General features: G+C 72.0%; 15 protein-coding genes. 4 read left to right on the plus strand and 11 right to left on the minus strand.

Annotated features, from left to right (window positions below):
• The first annotated feature begins 76 nt into the window (after positions 1–76).
• Positions 77–1,039, plus strand: a complete 963-nt coding sequence (locus ACQPXB_RS34925; RefSeq protein ID WP_432845862.1) for a LuxR C-terminal-related transcriptional regulator — start codon at positions 77–79, stop codon at positions 1,037–1,039.
• Positions 1,040–1,094: 55 nt separating this feature from the next.
• On the opposite strand, the gene ACQPXB_RS34930 is transcribed toward ACQPXB_RS34925, so the two are convergent.
• The 9 genes from ACQPXB_RS34930 to ACQPXB_RS34970 all read right to left on the minus strand — a co-directional run bounded on the left by ACQPXB_RS34930 (position 1,095) and on the right by ACQPXB_RS34970 (position 12,750).
• Positions 1,095–3,035: a hypothetical protein gene (locus ACQPXB_RS34930; protein ID WP_432845863.1), complete on the minus strand. Its 1,941-nt coding sequence runs from the start codon at positions 3,033–3,035 to the stop codon at positions 1,095–1,097.
• Positions 3,036–3,119: 84 nt separating this feature from the next.
• Positions 3,120–3,953, minus strand: a complete 834-nt coding sequence (locus ACQPXB_RS34935; protein ID WP_366583882.1) for an ABC transporter permease — start codon at positions 3,951–3,953, stop codon at positions 3,120–3,122.
• Positions 3,953–4,756, minus strand: coding sequence for an ABC transporter permease (locus tag ACQPXB_RS34940; protein WP_432845864.1), 804 nt, complete (start codon positions 4,754–4,756; stop codon positions 3,953–3,955). Before ACQPXB_RS34940 ends, ACQPXB_RS34935 begins: the two co-directional genes overlap by 1 nt.
• Positions 4,756–5,697: an ABC transporter ATP-binding protein gene (locus tag ACQPXB_RS34945; protein WP_366583884.1), complete on the minus strand. Its 942-nt coding sequence runs from the start codon at positions 5,695–5,697 to the stop codon at positions 4,756–4,758. The genes ACQPXB_RS34940 and ACQPXB_RS34945 overlap by 1 nt, the downstream gene beginning before the upstream one ends.
• Before the next feature lie 53 nt (positions 5,698–5,750).
• Complete coding sequence (locus ACQPXB_RS34950) at positions 5,751–9,092, minus strand: phosphodiester glycosidase family protein (protein WP_432856909.1); 3,342 nt, start codon at positions 9,090–9,092, stop codon at positions 5,751–5,753.
• 129 nt (positions 9,093–9,221) lie between these two features.
• Positions 9,222–9,950, minus strand: coding sequence for a maleylpyruvate isomerase family mycothiol-dependent enzyme (locus ACQPXB_RS34955; protein WP_432845865.1), 729 nt, complete (start codon positions 9,948–9,950; stop codon positions 9,222–9,224).
• Positions 9,951–10,035: 85 nt separating this feature from the next.
• Positions 10,036–10,446 carry a nucleoside-diphosphate kinase gene (gene ndk, locus ACQPXB_RS34960; protein ID WP_220242889.1) on the minus strand — a complete coding sequence of 137 codons (411 nt, stop codon included), beginning with the start codon at positions 10,444–10,446 and terminating at the stop codon, positions 10,036–10,038.
• A 70-nt stretch (positions 10,447–10,516) separates the two neighbouring features.
• On the minus strand, positions 10,517–12,085 hold the full coding sequence (locus tag ACQPXB_RS34965; protein WP_432845866.1) for an alkaline phosphatase D family protein: 1,569 nt from the start codon (positions 12,083–12,085) through the stop codon (positions 10,517–10,519).
• 140 nt (positions 12,086–12,225) lie between these two features.
• Positions 12,226–12,750, minus strand: a complete 525-nt coding sequence (locus tag ACQPXB_RS34970; RefSeq protein ID WP_432845867.1) for an SMI1/KNR4 family protein — start codon at positions 12,748–12,750, stop codon at positions 12,226–12,228.
• Positions 12,751–12,768: 18 nt separating this feature from the next.
• On the opposite strand from ACQPXB_RS34970, the gene ACQPXB_RS34975 reads away from it, so the two are divergent.
• Positions 12,769–13,314 carry a barstar family protein gene (locus ACQPXB_RS34975; RefSeq protein ID WP_432845868.1) on the plus strand — a complete coding sequence of 182 codons (546 nt, stop codon included), beginning with the start codon at positions 12,769–12,771 and terminating at the stop codon, positions 13,312–13,314.
• Positions 13,315–13,321: 7 nt separating this feature from the next.
• Here ACQPXB_RS34975 and ACQPXB_RS34980 read toward each other — a convergent pair whose 3' ends face one another.
• Positions 13,322–13,726 carry a DUF4233 domain-containing protein gene (locus ACQPXB_RS34980; RefSeq protein WP_366583892.1) on the minus strand — a complete coding sequence of 135 codons (405 nt, stop codon included), beginning with the start codon at positions 13,724–13,726 and terminating at the stop codon, positions 13,322–13,324.
• On the minus strand, positions 13,723–15,417 hold the full coding sequence (gene folC / locus ACQPXB_RS34985; RefSeq protein WP_432845869.1) for a bifunctional tetrahydrofolate synthase/dihydrofolate synthase: 1,695 nt from the start codon (positions 15,415–15,417) through the stop codon (positions 13,723–13,725). Before folC ends, ACQPXB_RS34980 begins: the two co-directional genes overlap by 4 nt.
• Before the next feature lie 137 nt (positions 15,418–15,554).
• Here folC and ACQPXB_RS34990 point away from each other — a divergent pair, with 137 nt between their 5' ends.
• Complete coding sequence (locus tag ACQPXB_RS34990; protein ID WP_432845870.1) at positions 15,555–16,172, plus strand: class I SAM-dependent methyltransferase; 618 nt, start codon at positions 15,555–15,557, stop codon at positions 16,170–16,172.
• Between the two features lie 136 nt (positions 16,173–16,308).
• Positions 16,309–17,190 carry an SGNH/GDSL hydrolase family protein gene (locus ACQPXB_RS34995; RefSeq protein ID WP_432845871.1) on the plus strand — a complete coding sequence of 294 codons (882 nt, stop codon included), beginning with the start codon at positions 16,309–16,311 and terminating at the stop codon, positions 17,188–17,190.
• The last annotated feature ends 176 nt before the right edge of the window (positions 17,191–17,366 follow it).

Below are 17,366 nucleotides of genomic sequence, written 5' to 3' on the forward strand. Positions count from 1 at the left end.
GCCCCGCCCGTGATCGTTTCGACACCTCGTCCGGGTTGGATACCGGTCGCAGTTCGCCGACGCCCGAGGAGGTCCGGTGCTCGAAGCGCTCGGCCTGTCCGCCGACGAGGAGCGGGTGTTGCGCGTGCTCGTGGGCGGCTACCGCGCCGCCGCCGGTGAGGTGAGCACGCGGCTGGGGCTCGCCGTGGCCGAGGTCGAGCGGGTGCTCGGCTCGCTCGTGGCCAAGCGCCTCGTGAGCCGCACCGGCGAGCACTACGTGCCGGCGCCGCCCGACGTCTCGCTCGGGCCGTTGCTGCGCCACGGCCAGTCGGAGCTCGAACGCGCCCGCGCCGCCCTGACGGAATTGGCCGAGCAGTACCGCGACAGCGCGCGGCGGCGCGATTCGTCGCGGCTGGTCGAGGTCGTCACCGGCGCGGAGGCGATCCGGCAGCAGGCGCTGAGCCTCCAGCGAGACGCGCGCGAGGAGGTGCTGTGGTTCTGCCGCGAGGCGCCCATCGCCATGCCGGCCGCCGAGAACGACGAGGAGTTCCGCGCCCTGGCCCGCGGCGTGCGCTTCCGGGTGCTCTACGAGACCGCGCTGCTCGAAGAACCGGGCGCGATCGCGGGCCTCGCCGAGGGCATCCGCCTGGGCGAACGGGCCCGGACCATCGCGAAGCTGCCCGTGCGCCTCGCCGTGGCCGACCGGGCGCTCGCGCTGTGCCCGCTCGCCGACGACGAGGCCACGGGCGAACCGACCGCCGCGCTCGTGCTGGGCAGCAGCCTGGTAACCGCGCTGGTGGCGCTGTTCGAGAGCTACTGGGAACGCGCGTCTCCCCTGCGCGTCGACGGCGTCCCCGCCGACGCGCCGTTGTCGGCCGACGAGCGCCGGCTGCTGTCGCTCCTCGTCGGCGGCGTGAGCGACAAGTCGATAGCGAAGCACCTCGGGGTGAGCCACCGGACGGTGCAGCGGAGGTTGCAGGACCTGATGCAGCGGGCCGACGCGCAGAGCCGGATGCAGCTGGCGTGGCAGGTCGCGAAACTCGGCTGGCTCGACGACTGAACGTCCACTGAGGACCCGGGGCCGGGTGTCCACTGCGGACACCCGGCCCCGCGGATCACCGCAGGGGCAGGCGGTAGACGCCCGCGCCCGTGCCGGCGAGGAGCCAGCGGCCGTCGGCCGACGGCAGGAGGGTGCGCACGTCGCGGTCGGCCGGCTGGGTGGGCAGCGAGGTGAACCGGCGGCCGCCGTCGTGGCTGACGAGGACCCCGGCGCCGGGTTCGTACTTGTCGGCGGAGGACACGTACAGGGCGCCGTCGCCGGTGAAGGTGGCGTCGGAGTAGCCGGCGGTGCCGAGGCCGGCCGCGGGGCGGAAGGTGGCCCCGCCGTCGGTGGTGACCTTGACGAAGCCGGCGCCGGTGACCACGACGTGGCGGGCGTCGCGCGGGTCGACGGTCACGTGGGCGACCTCGCCGTCGAAGACCTTGCGCGCGGTGGCGCCGCCGTCGGTGCTGCGGTAGAGGCCGGTGACGTCGCCGATCCACACGGCGCCCCGGGAGCGCGGGTCGACGGCGACCGACTGCACGCCGTCCAGGCCGGCGAGCACGTGCTGCGTCAGCGTGCGGCCGCCGTCGTGGCTCGTGTAGACGGCGGGTGTGAGGTAGCTGCCCGCGTACACCGTGCCGGCGTCGTGCGGATCCACGGCCAGCGCGCGGGAGTTGCCCGGCACGGTCGCGAACTGCTGCCACGTCTTGCCGCCGTCACCGGAGCTTTCGACGGTGAAGCAGTCGACCTCGCAGTAGCCCTGCCGCACGCGCAGCACGGCCTTGGCCGACACCGTCGCGAGCGCCCCGACGGAGTTGCCCAAGGTGTCCGGGGCCTGGCCGGTCCAGCCCCAGTCCTGGTAGCCACGCGGGAGGTGCGCCGCGAACGGCGCCGTCGAGCGGTAGGTGCCACTGCGCGTGGCCGCGACGAGCGCCGGGCCGACGCTCGCGAGCGCGTTGACCTCGGTGTCGGGCACGCCGATGCGCCGGAACGTCACCGAGTCGGCCGTGGTGAAGATCCCCGCGGCCGCGGCGACGACCTGCTCGCGCGGGCGGTCCGGGAAGCCGCCGACCTCGGAGTAGAGGTCGATCGCGCCGGTCGCGGCCGGGTGGTCGGTCCACGTGCGGCCGCGGTCGCGGCTGACCCAGACGTCGCGGGCGCCCGCGCTGCCGTCGGGCCGCGGCGAGGCGATCGACTGGACCTCGAGCTCACCGGCGGGGGTCAGCCCCGTGAACGCCATCGCGTCGTCGGCGCCCCACGGTCCGGTCAGGGTGCGGAACGTCCGGCCGCCGTCGGTGGAGAACACGGCGCTGCCGAGCACGCCCGAGCCGACCACCATGCCGTCGGCCGCGGCCAGGTTCGACAGGTACGGCGTGCCGGGCACCGCGAGCTCGCGCGGCGCGCGCGGGTGGCTCAGCGCGTTGTCGACGACGTGGATTTCGCTGCCGGTGGCCAGGAACAGGTGGTCGCCGTCGAGGGCGAGGTCGGTGACCCCTGCCGGCGCGCCCGGGAGCTTCGCCCAGTGGCGGCCGTGGTCGGTGCTGGTGAGCACGCCGTCGTCGCCGGCCGCGAACACGTCCTCGCCCGAGGGCGAGACCACCACGGACGTGAACAGCCCGGGACTCGTGGCGGCGGCGCGGAACGTGCGCGCCGCGTCGTCGCTGCGCAGCACCTCGCCGGTGCCCGTGGCGGGGTCGGTGGCGGTGACGTAGACGACGGACCCGTCGCGCGGGTCGGCCGCGATCGCGGTGCCGTTGGCGCCCAAGGGACCCGGTGTGGTCCAGGTGTCGCCGTGGTCGTCGGTGCGGTAGACAGCGCGGCCGCTGTCGGGCAGCACGTACAGCCGCGCCGGGGCATCGGGCGTGAAGGCGAGGTGCCCGCCGGAGCTGTTGGGGCCGACGAGCTGCCACGGCTGCGCGTGGGCGGGCTCGGCCGAGGCGGAAACAGTGGGGACGGCCAGGGCGAGGGACAAGCCGGCGGTGAGCGCGGCCAGCTTCAGAGGTCTTCCGTGCATCCGGTCAGCCTGGGGCAGGCCGGGCGCGGCGTCACGATCTTCGCCGTGGCCGAAATACGACAGGTCGCACTTTGGACACCAGCGTCAGGTCAGCAGGAGCTTCGCGATCCGCCGCGTCGACCCCCAGACCCCGATCGCCGCGAGCACCAGCAGGTAGGCGAGGTTGCCCGCCATGCTCCACGAGAAGAAGCCGGTCGCGAGGCCGCGCATGAGCTCGATGCCGTGGTACAGCGGGAAAACCCGCACCACCCACTGGATGGCCTCCGGGTAGACCGTGATCGGGAAGAACGTGGTGGAGAACAGGAACATCGGCATCAGCACGAGCTGGATGTAGTCGAACTGCGACGTCGACTTCAGGTAGCTCACGAGCGTGATGCTGATGGCGGAGAACGTGAACGACACCAGCAGCGCCACCGGCAGGAGCAGCAGCGCCCACCACGACGTGAGCAGCCCCATGGCGCCCGTGACGGCCATGAACGCCACGGAGTACAGCCCGCCGCGCAGCATCGCCCAGCCGATCTCCCCCAGCGCGACGTCGAGCGGGCCGATGGGGGTGGCGAGCATGGCGTCGTAGGTTTTCGCGTAGCGCAGCTTGAAGAACAGGTTGTAGGTGCTCTCGAACACGGCCCCGTTCATCGCCGACGACGCCAGCAGCGCCGGTGCCACGAACGCGACGTAGCTCATCGGCCGCCCGTCCGGCCCCGGCACCGTCTGCACCAGCTTGCCGAACCCGACCTGGAACGCCAGCAGGTAGAACAACGGCTCGAGCGCGCCGGAGAGCAGGATCGTCCACGACCGCCCGTAGACGGTGATCGCCCGCTCGATCAGCGCGCCGGCACGCCCGCTGTACATGCCCGGCGGGAGGACGCGGATGAGGAGACCGCGGCGCTGGAACTCGGTGGCTCGCACGTCGGTCATCACGCCACCAGCCGGCGGTAGAACCAGCGGTGGGCCAGTGCCCAGCCCACCACGACGAGAGCCACCAGGTATGCCGTGTGCCCGAGCACCGCGAGCCCGCCGACGCCGCCGAGCGTGCCGGCGCGCGCGAGCTGCGTGCCGTGCCACAGCGGCGACAGCCACGCGAGCCAGCGCAGGTACAGCGGGATCTGCGTGATCGGGAAGAACGTGCCCGAGAACAACGTCATCGGCATCACCACGAAGCGGAACAGCAGCCCGAAGCGCTGCCCCTCGTCGAACGTCTTCGCCGCCAGCGCCGTCATCGGGGCCGCGCAGGCGAGCCCGGTCAGCGTGCCGACGAGGACCACCAGGACGGCGCCGAAGTTCTGCCAGGCGCCGAAGAACACCGCGATCACCGCGTAGATCGCGCCCGCCAGCGTGAGTTTCAGCGTGGTCCAGATGAAGTGCCCGCCCAGCAGCTGCCCGGCCGAGACCGGCGTGGCCGTGACGGCGACGTAGTCCTTCTGCCACTTGAACCCCGACAGGACGGGGTACGTCGAGTCGCCCACGCCCTGCTGCGCCGCGCCGGCCACCAGCAGCGCCGGGGCGACGTACACGAGGTAGGACACCCCGCCCGTCGCCGGGCCGGCCTGCACCTGCGAGCCGAAACCCAGCCCCATGGCGGCCAGGAACAGCACCGGTTGCAGGCCCGTGGAGTACAGCGTGCTGACCCAGTGCCGTCGGTACCACGTCCAGTGGCCCTCGACGCGCAGCCAGGCGCCCCGCCAGCTGCCGACGACCCGGCCCGTCGCGGAGATCGTCATCAGTCCACCAACGTCCGGCCGGTCAGGCGCAGGAAGACGTCTTCCAGGGAACTGCGCCGCACCAGGCTGGAGACCGGGCGCAGGCCGCGTTCGTGCGCGCGTTCCAGCGTCGCCTCGCCCGTCATCGTGTACAGCAGCACGCGGTCGGGCAGGACCTCGACGCGCTCGGCCAGGTCTTCGACGGCCGAGGCCGCGGTCTGCTGTTCACCCGGCGCGAAGCGCAGCTCCACGACCTCGCGCGTGGAGTACCGCGCGATCAGCTCCGCCGGCGAGCCCTCGGCGGCGATCCGGCCGCCGTCCATGACCACGAGCCGGTCGCAGAGCTGTTCTGCCTCATCCATGTAGTGCGTGGTGACGATGAGCGTGGTGCCGCGCGCCTTGAGCCGGAACAGGCGGTCCCACAGCAGGTGGCGGGCCTGCGGGTCGAGGCCCGTGGTCGGTTCGTCGAGCAGCAGCAGCTCCGGGTCGTTCACCAGCGAGCGCGCGATGGTGAGCCGCCGCTTCATGCCGCCCGAGAGCGAGTCGACGGTGGCTTCCGCACGGTCGCTGAGCTGCGCGAACTCCATCAGTTCCTCGGCTTTCGCCCGCACGTGCGCCCGCGACAGGCCGAAGTAGCGCCCGTAGATCTGCAGGTTCTGCCGCACCGACAGCTCGACGTCGAGGTTGTCCTCCTGCGGCACCACACCCAGGCGCGCGCGGATGCGCGGCCCGTCGACGTCCGGGTCCATGCCCAGCACCCGCAGGTCGCCGTCGGTGCGTGGCGACACGCACGCGATCATCCGCATCGTCGACGACTTCCCGGCGCCGTTGGGCCCGAGGAAGCCGAACGCCTCCCCCGGCCGCACCTCGACGTCGATGCCGCGCACCGCTTCGAACTCACCGAACCGCTTCACCAGTGCCTTCGCCTGCACCAGTGCCGGTTCCGCCGTTGCCTCTGCCACCTCGACGACACTAGGCGCGGGCACCGACAGTTTTCGACCGGTTTCCCGATCGATCAGCGGACGGTGACCGTCAGGTCCTTCGAAACGCCGTTCACCGTCACGGAAATCCGCGCGACACCCGGGTGCAACGCGGTCAGCACGCCGCTCGCCGTGTCGTACGACACCACGTCCCACGGTGCCGGACGGCCGGCGCCGAGGTGGGCGAAGAAGCCGCTCCAGTCCGCGCTCACCGGGTACGCGACCGGCACGGCGCGACCCGCCTGCGTGAGCGTCGCGGTCAGCTGCGCCTTCGCGCCCCACCGCAGCGAGGCGGGACCGGACAGCGTCAGCGCGTCGACGTTCGGCCGCGTCTCGAAGCGCACCGGCTGGTCCTTCGCCGACGGGTCGACGCGCACCAGCGTCCAGCCGACGAACCCGCCGTCACCCGGCGCGGCCGCGGGCGTCTTGCCCGAGTTGCCGTTGACCAGGTACGGCACACCGTCGGTGCGCGACAGGCTGAACACGCCCGCGTGCGACGCGATCGCCGCCGCCTGCTTGCCCGAGGACTGCTCGAACCCCGTCAGCCACGTCTGCAGCAGGTCGGCTTCCTTGCGGTCGCCCAGCTGCGAGTTGCCCGTGGGACTCGGGTCCTTCACCGGGTGGTGCATCGCGACGACGACGCCGCGGATCGACCGGTCGCGGGCGGCGCCGTCGAGCGCGTCGCGCAGCATCCGCACCTGGTCGAAGCCGCCGGCGCGCAGCGAGCCACGCGAGGAGTCCATGAGCACCAGCCGGATGCCGTGCACGTCCACGACCTGGTGCGTCGCGCCGAACGCGGTCTCGAAGTCGGCCAGGCCGTTGCCGCCCTCGGCCTCGTGGTTGCCGGGCACGTAGTACCACGGCACCTTGCCGTCGAGCTCCTCGGTGATGACCTTGCGCGCCAGCACGAAGTCGGGCGCGGTGCCGCGATCGACGAGGTCGCCGTTGATCAGCACGAGGTCCGGCTTCGCGGCCACGGCCTCGCGCATCGCGCGGCGCGCCTGCGCCACCAGCGGGCCGTCGGGCGCGTCGGCGGTGAACTGCGCGTCGCTGATCACCGCGATCCGCAGGCCGCCGGTGCCGAGCGTGCCGTCGGTGACCAGCGCCGGGTCGTGCGCGGCCGGGTCGGCGGGCACGGACGTGGACGGCGCGACCTCGAAGGTGAGGTCGTCGAACACGAGGTGACCTTCGTACTGCTGGTCCGGCACGTTCTCCACCGCGTAGAAGCGGGTGAGGCGCTGGCCGTCCGGCAGCCCGGCCGGCACGGCGGCGGTGACGTACTTCCAGCCCGTCCAGTCGACGCTGAGCGAGAGGTCCACAATGGACGCCACGTTGGCTTGGTCGTGCAGCTCCGCGCGCAGCCAGGCACCCTTGCCGTCGCCGTCGACCCACAGGCCGATCTTCTGCGTGCCGGCCGGCACGGGCAGCGGCGTCGCGGCGGTGACGTACGCGGCGCGCGTGGCCGTGGTGCCGGTGAGCCGGTAGTCGAGCGCCAGGCCCTGCCCGCCGTCCCGCCCTTCGGCCGGCGACAACGCGGCCCCGACCACCGCCGGGTACACGCTGGCGCTCCAGCCCGCCGGACCGTCCAAAGGAGACGCCACCTGCGGCTCGGTGCCGACGGAGGCGGCCAGGTGCTCGGTCAGCCCGCCCGCGTGGACCGTGATCGCCGAGGCGCCCGAAGCGGTCTTCGCCGTGACCTCGAACCCGTCGGCGGCGGGCCGCACGTCCACCACGGCGGGGTCGAACTCGAGCTTCACGTCGCGCGGCTCCACCCAGGTGCCGTAGCCGTCGGCGTCGTAGCCGAAGACCTGGAACGTGCTGTGCGCGCCCGCGCCGGACAGCGCGACCTGCGAAGTACTCGTGCCCAGCCGCACCGGCGCGCCGAGCACGGACATGGTCGTCTTGCCGGAAGCCTTGCCATCGCGGGCCACCACCGAGACGTCTTCGCGCGCTTCCGGGTGCTTGCGGTCGGCGTGGGCGGTGAGCACGTTGTCCGTCACGGTCGCGCGGCCCGGGTCCGACGTGCTCCACCGCGGGTGCGCCGCGACGGCCGCGCCGGTCTCGTCGTGCCCGTCGGCGACGAGCACGCGCGACAGTCCGGAAAGGACTCGCGTGGCGTTCGTCGTGTTCTGCGCGGGCGCCGGGGCGAAGCCGGTCAGCCGGCCGCTGCCGGGCACGGTCTTGATGCCGATCCCGTTGGGCACCAGGCGTTCCCCGCCGTCCGACGGCGCGTTGCGGACGCTCGGCGCGGCCTCGCCCTCGCCCCGCGCGAGGAGCGTGGAGGAGCCGCCGCCGTCGAGGTTGATGGCGTCGTCGGCACCCAGGGCTTTCAGGCGGCGACCCAGCTCGGCCTCGGTCATGCCGCGGCTGTCGGCCTGCCGGCCGTCGACGGTCATGAGCCACAGGTGCTTGCCGTCGGCGGAAAAGCCGACGCCGGTGCGCGGGGCGAGCGTGGTGTCGTCGACCGGCTGCAGCACACCGTCCTTCAGCAGGGCCTCGTTTCCGCCCACGGCGACGGTGATCTTCCCGGCGTCGGACCGCGGTGCGTAGGACACACCGAGGTGGTCGCCGACCTTCAGCGCGGCGAGGGTGTCCGCGCCCGCTTCGCGGCCCAGCAGCCGCGTGCTGCCCGCGGGGATCGGCCCGTCGGCCGGCTGCGCGCGCACCTGGGTGACCACGCCGTCGCGCACCTCGACCTCGGCCACCCGCGCGGCGCCGGCCACCGAAGTCGCGCGCGCCGAAGCGCCCCACAGCGGCGTGTAGACGCCGAGCGCGTCCTTGCCCAGCACCGGGCTGTTGAAGTTCGTGGCCGGCACGCTGCGGCCGTCCGGCAGCTGCACCGACGCTTCGAGGAAGATGTCGGCCAGCTTCGCGCGACCCTCGTCGGTGATCGCGGCGGTGGCGTTGTGCCCGGCGGCCGGCGCGGTCTGCAGCTGCCCGTCGGAAATGCCGACGCCCTCGGGCGCGCCGGTGGCGTTGATGTCGAAGAAGTCGCCGTTCACCCCGGCCACTGCGCCGGTGCGCGCGACCTGCTGCGACAGCGGCGTACGCGCGGAAACCGTGCCGGGGCTGAGGTATGTGGGCTCGAGGACTTTGCTGGTGAGGTCGACGCTGAGGGTGTCGCCGCGGATCCAGCCGGCCGGGTCGAAGCGGTCGAACTGCGTGAGCTGCAGCCCGGGCGCGATGGCCGAGGTGGCGCTGCTGGTCTCGAGGCCGTCGTCGGTCGTCGCCGCGGCCGTGACCGGGGCTTCGCGGGCCGACGACGCAGCGGGCGCGCCCTCCACCGGCCGCGTACCCAGCGGTGCGGCGAGCGGGTCGCCGTACGCCGGCGCGGTGACGGCAGTGGCGAACAATGCGCAAAGGGCGCAGAGCAGCACGGAGCGTGACTTCTTCACCAGGCACCCCAGTATCGAGTTGGTAACTTCGCTCAGCAAAGTGGAGCAGCCCGGCCGGCGGAAGGATTCGGGATGAACGCCGCCTGAATGGCTCAGAACGGGCGGTTTCGGTCAGGGGGTGAGCGGGGATTTCAGGAACGTGCGGGCCAGTTCCTCGTCGCCGGTGATGCGCGGGGTGGCTTCGCCGCGCTTCCACAGCAGCGTCAGCAGGTCCTGCGCGGGGGCCTCGACGGTGGCGGCGGCCTCGCCTTCACCGAGCACGGGCGGCTCCCCCGGCACGACCGTCCACTCGTGGCCGGTGTCGGTGGCGCGCACCGTGAGCGGCACGGGCAGCGGCGGCACGGCGTGCCAGCGGGTGATCCTCGGCAACATCGCGCCGAGGACCTCGTCGATGCCGTCGGCCGACACGAGCGGATCGAGGACCGGGGTCGTGCCCGCGCACGCGTGGGCGTCGACCAGGTGCATCGCCGTCTCGTGGACCTGACGGCGGAACCAGAACAGCTTCGTCTTCGCGGTGCCGCAGAAGTGCCAGCACCGATCCTCGGGGTCGGCTTCTCCGAGGGCGGCCAGCAGCAGGGCGGCGCTCTCGGCGTACCAGCCGGCGAGGTCACCCGCCGCCGGCTCCTCGAACGCCTGCTTCCGCGGTTCGCCGGTGCGCACGACCTCGGCGGCCCAGCGGTGCACGTTGCCGGTGTGGGTCACGAGGTCGGGCCACGTCCAGCCCGCGCAGGCCGGCACGGCCACGCCGACGTCGGCGGAGCGGGCGAGGTCGGTGAACGACGCGGTGAGCGCGCGCAGGTGCGCGAGGTAGTCGCGGGCCGTCAGTGGCAGCGTCGGCATGGTCGTGTCGCCCCTCGGAACACTTGGTGGAGAAGGGAAAGCCGGGGCGGAGCCGCTCGGCCCCGCCCCGGCTTTCAGTCCCGGCTCACAGGTCGGGGAACCACAGCTTCAGCTCGCGCTCGGCCGACTCCGGGGAGTCGGAGCCGTGCACCAGATTGAACTGGGTCTCCAGCGCGAAGTCGCCGCGCAGGGTGCCCGGCGTGGCCTTCTCGACCGGGTCGGTGCCGCCGGCCAGCTGGCGGAACGCGGCGATGGCGCGCGGCCCCTCCACGGCGATCGCGACGAGCGGACCCGACGTGATGAACTCCAGCAGGTCGCCGAAGAACGAACGTTCCTTGTGCTCGGCGTAGTGCTCCTCGGCCAGCGAGCGCTCGACGGTGCGCAGCTCGAGGGCGGCCAGCTTCAGGCCCTTGCGCTCGATGCGCGAGACGACCTCGCCGACGAGGCCGCGCGCGACGCCATCGGGCTTGACGAGGACCAGCGTGCGTTCAGTCACGACGGTGTTTCTCCTTGTGCGGATTCGTGTTATCGGGCGCGAGCCTAGCGCGGGGTCGGTTGCGGTGCGGTCAGCGGCCCTGCGGGTGCAGGGTCTTGGACCACAGGGACTTGCCGGTGGCGTCGCGCAGGTCCACGCGCAGGTCGCCGCTGCCACCGTCGACGTTCAGCTCGCCGAAGTGCTGGAACCCTTGCGCGGGCGAGGAGTTCTGCGTCGTCGGCGCGTGCACGAACACCGCTTCGGGGCCGAACGTCGGGTCGAGCTGGTTCGGGCCGAACGCGCCGGCGTTGAGCGGCCCGGACACGAACTCCCAGAACGGGTCGAAGTCCTTGAAGGCCGCGCGGTCGGGCGAGTAGTGGTGCGCGGCGGTGTAGTGGACGTCGGCGGTCAGCCACACGACGTTGCGCACCTTCCGGCGCGAGATCTCGCGCAGCACCCACGCCAGCTCGGTCTCACGACCGCCGGGCGCACCCGGCCGGTTGTTGGCGACGGCCTCGATGTCCGTGCCGTCCGGCACCACGAGCCCGATCGGCATGTCCGCCTGCACGATCTTCCACGTCGCCGTGCTGCGGTCCAGCGCGTCGGCGAGCCAGCGGGCCTGCTTGTCGCCGAGGATGTAGCCGGGCTTGGTCTGGTCCGCGGTGTTGGCGTTGCGATAGGTGCGCATGTCGAGCACGAACACCTCCACGCGGCTGCCGTGGCGGAAACTGCGGTACACCCGCCCATCCACCGCCCGGCGGCTGTCGATGGGGTGCCACTCGTGGAACGCCTGGTACGCCCGGGGCGCCAGCACGCTGAGCCGCTTCTCGGTGTATTCGGGACGGTCGTTGAGGATTTCGCCGGGGTACCAGTTGTTGAGGACCTCGTGGTCGTCCCACTGGGTGTAGCTCGGCACCTGGGCGGCGAAGCGCAGGAAGTTCTTGTCGAGGCGGTTGTAGGCGTGCTGGCCGCGGTACTCGTCGAGGGTTTCGGCGACCTTCGCCTTCTCCGGTGTGACGATGTTGCGCCAGGTGCCGCCGTCGCCGGGCAGGGTGACGGTCTCGGTGAGCGGGCCGTCGGCGTAGACGGTGTCGCCGCTGTGCAGGAACAGGTCCGGGTGGCGGTCGGCCATGGCGGAGAAGATGGTCATGCCGCAGAACGCGGGGTTGATGCCGTAGTTCTGGCCCGCGACGTCGCCGCTCCACAGGATGCGCGTGTTCTTGCGGCCGACGGGCGCGGTGGAGAACCGGCCGGTGACCGGTTCGCTGGACGTGCGGCCGTCGAGGTCCACGGCCGTGACGCGGTAGTGGTACTCGGTCCCGGGCTGCAGGCCGGCGACGCGCACCTTGCCGGTGCCGCCGGTGTCGGGCGTGGCGATGTCCCCGGCGACTCTGCGCGCGTGGCGGAACGACTCGTCGCGCGCGATCTCGGCGACCAGCCGCGCCGGCCGGTCGGCCCGCGACCAGATGATGCCGGACCCGGTGGTGACGTCCCCGGACGCGACGCCGTGCGTGAGCACCGGCCGCACCCGGCGCACCAACGGCGCGGCGGCCGCGGCACTTGCCGTACCTTCGGGCAGGAGCAACGCCCCGCCCACGACGGCCGACGCGGCAAAACCGGCCTTGAACAGACTGCGGCGAGAGTGGGTCGATTCGGTCATGCCGGACGTTCTATCCGGCCCTGACGGCTGGTCGGACAACTCCTGGCGACGCGGCGGTGAACTGGGTCAGCGCCGCGGCGGTCCGACGGGGGCCGGACTACTTCGCGAGGAGTGACTCACCCGCTGCCCGTGCCGCGACTTCATCGACACTGCGACCGCACAATCTCGCCGAAGTTCGGGAACTCCTCCCGAGCACTGGTGATCACCTCGGACGTGGCCTGCTTCCCGGACGGTGCCCAGCGCTCCGCGATCTGCGTCAGGCGGGGATCAACCCGCGGCTCATGCTCGTGGTGCGGGTACAACATCGCTTCATACGGCCCGAAGCCACCTGCAAGCAGCCACAGATATCCATCCACATCACCGGCGACGACTCCGGTCTCCCCTTCGGACCCGAGGAACACCACCGGCTGCCGCACAACCGGCCTGCCACGGCGCACGAGCCAGAACGCAGCCAGCCCGCCGGCGCCGTCCTGTCCGAACACCCGGAACTCGGCTCCGTCGACGGCCGGGTTTCCCGTCCACGCCCGCCACCACTCGGCTGTTTCGGTCTCGCTCTCGAACTGCGGATACGGCTCGAAGTCCACGCCCAAGCCATCTCGGTGGTCGAATGGCTCGCGATGAGCTTCCACCAGCATTTCGGGCATCACATCGTCGGGCTCGGCCACGCCCCCACCTTACGGGCCATGCTCGCCGAACGCGTGCGACCGGCAATGGACCCGGTCAGCGATCCTCAGCTTCCGGACAGGGAGCGGGCACTGGGCGTGGAGGCGCGTTTCGACCGTGCCGCGGGCGAAACCGACTTCGGCGATGTTCACGGTCCGGCCGGAGCCGGTGACCCGCGCCGACACCAGTCCGGACACGGCCGTCGCAACCTCATCGACCGTCGGCATCGACCTGAACCTCGCTTGCCCGACTACTACGGCAACAACCTCAACGCCCTCAACGACTCTCTGAGTGACGTCGCCGCGGGTGGCTACGGCGCCGACCTCGGGGCGACCGGGTTCGTGCTCGTGCTGCGGCACTACGACAGGTTCGCGGGCGTAGAGAAGGACCTCGCCCACGCGCTGCTGGACATTTTCGCGAGCCAAGCGCGCAATGCCCTGCTGGTCGGACATCGGATGATGTGCCTGGTCCAGTCCGATGATCCGCGGCTGAGTTTTCCCGCGGTCGGGGCGACGTCGGTCCTGTGGAACGACGCGGAGTGGCTGAACTCGAAACGCGGGCTTTAGCCGAGCGTCAACTCTTCGGCGAAGACTGCTGCTGCTGACTCGGCAACGTCCCCGCCGCCATTCGCCGTGCCACTTCGCGGCGCAGGTACAGGAACCACACGAAGGCCGCCAGGAACAGCACGCCGATGATCGCAATCGCCGGCAGCACAAAAGCCATCGCGATCAACGCCACCTGCAACACCAGCACCACGGGCACAGCCCACACGTGCTTCAGCAGACCGCACAGCACCAGCAGCGCCACGGCGATCCCGATGACCGTCCAGCCCGTCGCCGACGTGATGCCGCCGCCGAGTTTGTTGACGACCGGGAGCGCCAACGCGACCGTGATGGCTTCCATGATCAGTGTGCCCGAGAGCACGCCGCGGAAGCCCTTCATGGGGTCCTTGGGGGGAGGCGGAGGCGTCTCGCTCATACCGGTTCCTTCCCGAACAGGGTGCGGGCCTCGCCCGCGGTGACGACGGAGCCGGTGACCAGCACGCCGCCGCCGGCGAGGGGTTCTTCCGGGTCGTCGGACTGCTCGACGAGGCCGATGGCCGTCTCGACGGCCGACTCCAGGTCGGGCTCGGCGAGCACGCGGTCTTCGCCGAAGATGGAGATGGCGAGCTCGTTGAGGTCTTCCAGCTCCATCGACCGGGGAGCCGAGTTGCGCGTGACCACGATGTCCGACACGACGGGCTCCAGCGCGTCGAGGATGCCGCGCGCGTCCTTGTCCGCCATCACCGCGACGACGGCGACCAGGCGGCGGAAGGCGAACTCGTCCGTGACGGTGGTGGCCAGTGCCTGAGCGCCCATGGGGTTGTGCGCCGCGTCTAGGAGCACGGTCGGGGCGGCGCGCACGCGCTCCAGCCGGCCCGGGTTCTCGACCTCGGCGAAGGCCTCGCGCACGGCTTCGAGCACCAGCTGACGGTCCTTGCCCGCACCGAAGAACGCCTCGACGGACGCGAGCGCGAGCGCCGCGTTGGCTGCCTGGTGGGCGCCGTGCAGGGGCAGGAAGATCTCGTCGTACACGCCGCCGAGGCCCTGCAGCTTCAGCAGCTGCCCGCCGACGGCGATCTCGCGTTCCAGCACGCCGAACTCGCTGCCGGCGCGCGCCACGGCGGCGTCTACGTCGACCGCGCGCTTGAGCAGCACGTTGAGCACGTCGGGGTCTTGCTCGGCGATCACGGCGACGGAGCCGGGCTTGATGATCCCGGCCTTCTCGCGCGCCGCGTCGACGGCCGTCGGGCCGAGGTACTCGGTGTGGTCGAGGCCGATGGGGGTGATCACGGCGACGTCGGCGTCGGCGACGTTCGTGGCGTCCCACGCCCCGCCCATGCCCGCCTCGAGCACGGCGGCCTCCACCGGCGCGTCGGAGAACGCGGCGAACGCCATGCCGGTGAGCACCTCGAACTTGCTCATCGCCACGTCGTCCTCGCTCGCGGCGTCGACCATGTTCACGTACGGCGCGACGTCGCGGAACAGGTCCACGTACCGCGCGGCCGAGATCGGGTGCCCGTCGAGCGCGATGCGTTCCGTGACGAGCTGCAGGTGCGGGCTCGTGTACCGCCCGACGCGCAGGCCCATGCGGGTGAGCAGCGCGTCGATCATGCGGCTGACCGAGCCCTTGCCGTTCGTCCCGGCGACGTGCAGCACGGGGTAGCCGCGGTTCGGCTCGCCCAGCAGCGTGACCAGCGCCTGGATCCGCGCGAGGCTCGGCTCGATCTTCGTCTCGGGCCAGCGCTGGTTCAGCTCCGCCTCGACGGCCATGAGCTCCCGGCGCGCCTGGGCTCCGTTGGGGTCCTGCGCGGGTTCGTCGACGCCCTGGTCGTCGAGCTCGTGCAGCTCCCCGTCCTCGGCGCCGAGCAGGTCCGGCACCGGGCCGGTCGCGAGGTTGTCCCCCAGCTGCCCGATGCCGCCGATACCCCCGCGGGACCCGCCGCCGACGGTGTACGCGGCGTCCGGCGCGTCCAGGTCGGGATCGACGTCGTCCGACTCGTCGTGCGCGCGCGAACCCAGCTCGTCGACCCCGGCGAAACTGTCCGGGTCCGCGAGATCGGGCCGCCGCCGGCCGCCCTCGTCGATCTCCTCGAACGGCCCCTGGCCGTCCGCCTCACCTCGCGGCACGCACACGCTCCCTCGACAACGGGCTTCACCTGACCAGACGAGTCTACGTGCGGTGCGTTGCCGCGCGTCGGGCCCGTGTCGGTAGTGATGACCTGCGCGTTCGGCCATCGGACCGGTGTTGCTGGTTAGGTCGGGTCATGCCGTTCAACCACAACCACCGCTACCACCCCCTGCTGCTCAGCCTCGTGCCGCCGGGGGCGAAACGGGCGTTGGACGTCGGGTGCGGGCAGGGGCGGTTCGCGCGGCGGCTGGCGGCGCGGGGGCTCGACGTGGACGCCGTGGACGTGTCCGGGGAGATGGTGCGGATCGCCGCCGCGCTGGGGTCGCCGGGGCCCGGGAAGGTCGACGTCCGGCGCGTGGACGTGGCGAACGACGACCTCGAACGCAACGCCTACGGCTTCATCTCCTGCATCGCCTCCCTCCACCACATGCCGTTCGGCACCGTCATGAAGCTGCGCGACGCCCTGCACCCCGACGGAGTCCTCGCGGTTCTCGGGCTGGCCCGCCCCAGCACCCCCGGCGACTACGCCGTCGAGCTCGCCTTCGCGCCGGTCAACGTGGCGGCGCGGGTCGTCGTCGCGGCGGGCGAGTGGCTCAACGGAGGTCCGGACCCGACGCCGGAGCCGCCCGTGGAAATGAAGTTCCCGACGATGAACGAGCTCAGGCGCGACGCGCGAGAGCTCCTGCCCGGCAGCACGGTCCGGCGGCTGCCGTTCTGGCGCCACCTCCTGACCTACCGGAAACCGTTGGCCTGACCCGGTTCCCGCCGCGTCACACCACTGGCGGGTGAATCCCGGGACCGGCCACCCGAACGGCGGCAGGCAACCCGCGAAGAGCTGGCTAGACGTGAGAAGAGTCCGTGAATTCGGTTCGGAGAAACGGGGCCTTCGCATGCGTACCACCCGGCTCGTGTTCGCCGCGCTGGCGGCCGCAACAGCCGTCACGACAGTCACCGCCACCGCGGACGCGGCGCCGCAGGAGCACTTCCGCAACTACGTCGCGCTGGGCGACTCGTACACCGCCGGGCCGCTGATCCCCGCGCAGCGCCTGGATCCGCTGGGCTGCGCGAGAAGCACGGCGAACTACCCGGCGATCCTGGCCTCCGCGTTGCGCGTGGACAGCTACACCGACGTCAGCTGCTCGGGCGCGGACACGTCGAACATGACGGCCCCCCAGAGCGTGCCGCTGGGCGTGAACGCGCCGCAGTTCTCCGCGCTGCGCCTCGACACCGACCTCGTGACGCTCGGCATCGGCGGCAACGACTCCGGCGTCTTCGGCACCCTCGTCGGCACGTGTCCGGCACTGCGGCCGACCGACCCGAGCGGCAACCCGTGCGAACGCCACTTCACGGCCGGCGGCGCAGACTCCATCAAGGCCGCGCTGACGAACACGCAGAAGAGCGTCCAGGCGGTGCTGGCCGGCATCCACGCGCGTTCCCCGCGGGCCAAGGTGCTCGCCGTCGGGTACCCGCGCATCGCGCCGGCGTCGGGCTACTGCCCGAGCGTGCTGCCCTTCGCCGACGGTGACTACGCCTGGCTCTCCAGTGTGGAGGAAGCGCTCAACACGGCGATCGAGAACGCCGTCGAGGCCGACGGCAACGCGTCCTATGTGGACACGTTCACCCCGTCGGCCGGCCACGACGCCTGCGCACCCGAAGGCGCCGCGTGGATCAACGGCCAGGACACCCTGCTCTTCACCGCCGCCGCCTACCACCCGCTGCCCGAAGGCATGGCGGGCCTCGCCGGGATCATCCACCGGCAGCTCGCCGGCTGATCCCCGACCGCGAACGAGCGGGGGCGGCGGTCACCCGCCCGCCCCTGTCGCTCGTGGACGCCCCTCCCTCGGCACCGCAGAGTCTCGCAGCCGGTACACCGGAGTGTCAACTCAGGTTATTCACTTGCCGATCAACGCCAACTGAGATGAAAATCAGCCGGCGAGACCCGCGCCGC

Origin of the sequence: Amycolatopsis sp. CA-161197, assembly GCF_050942255.1 — a bacterium.
Taxonomy (GTDB): domain Bacteria; phylum Actinomycetota; class Actinomycetes; order Mycobacteriales; family Pseudonocardiaceae; genus Amycolatopsis.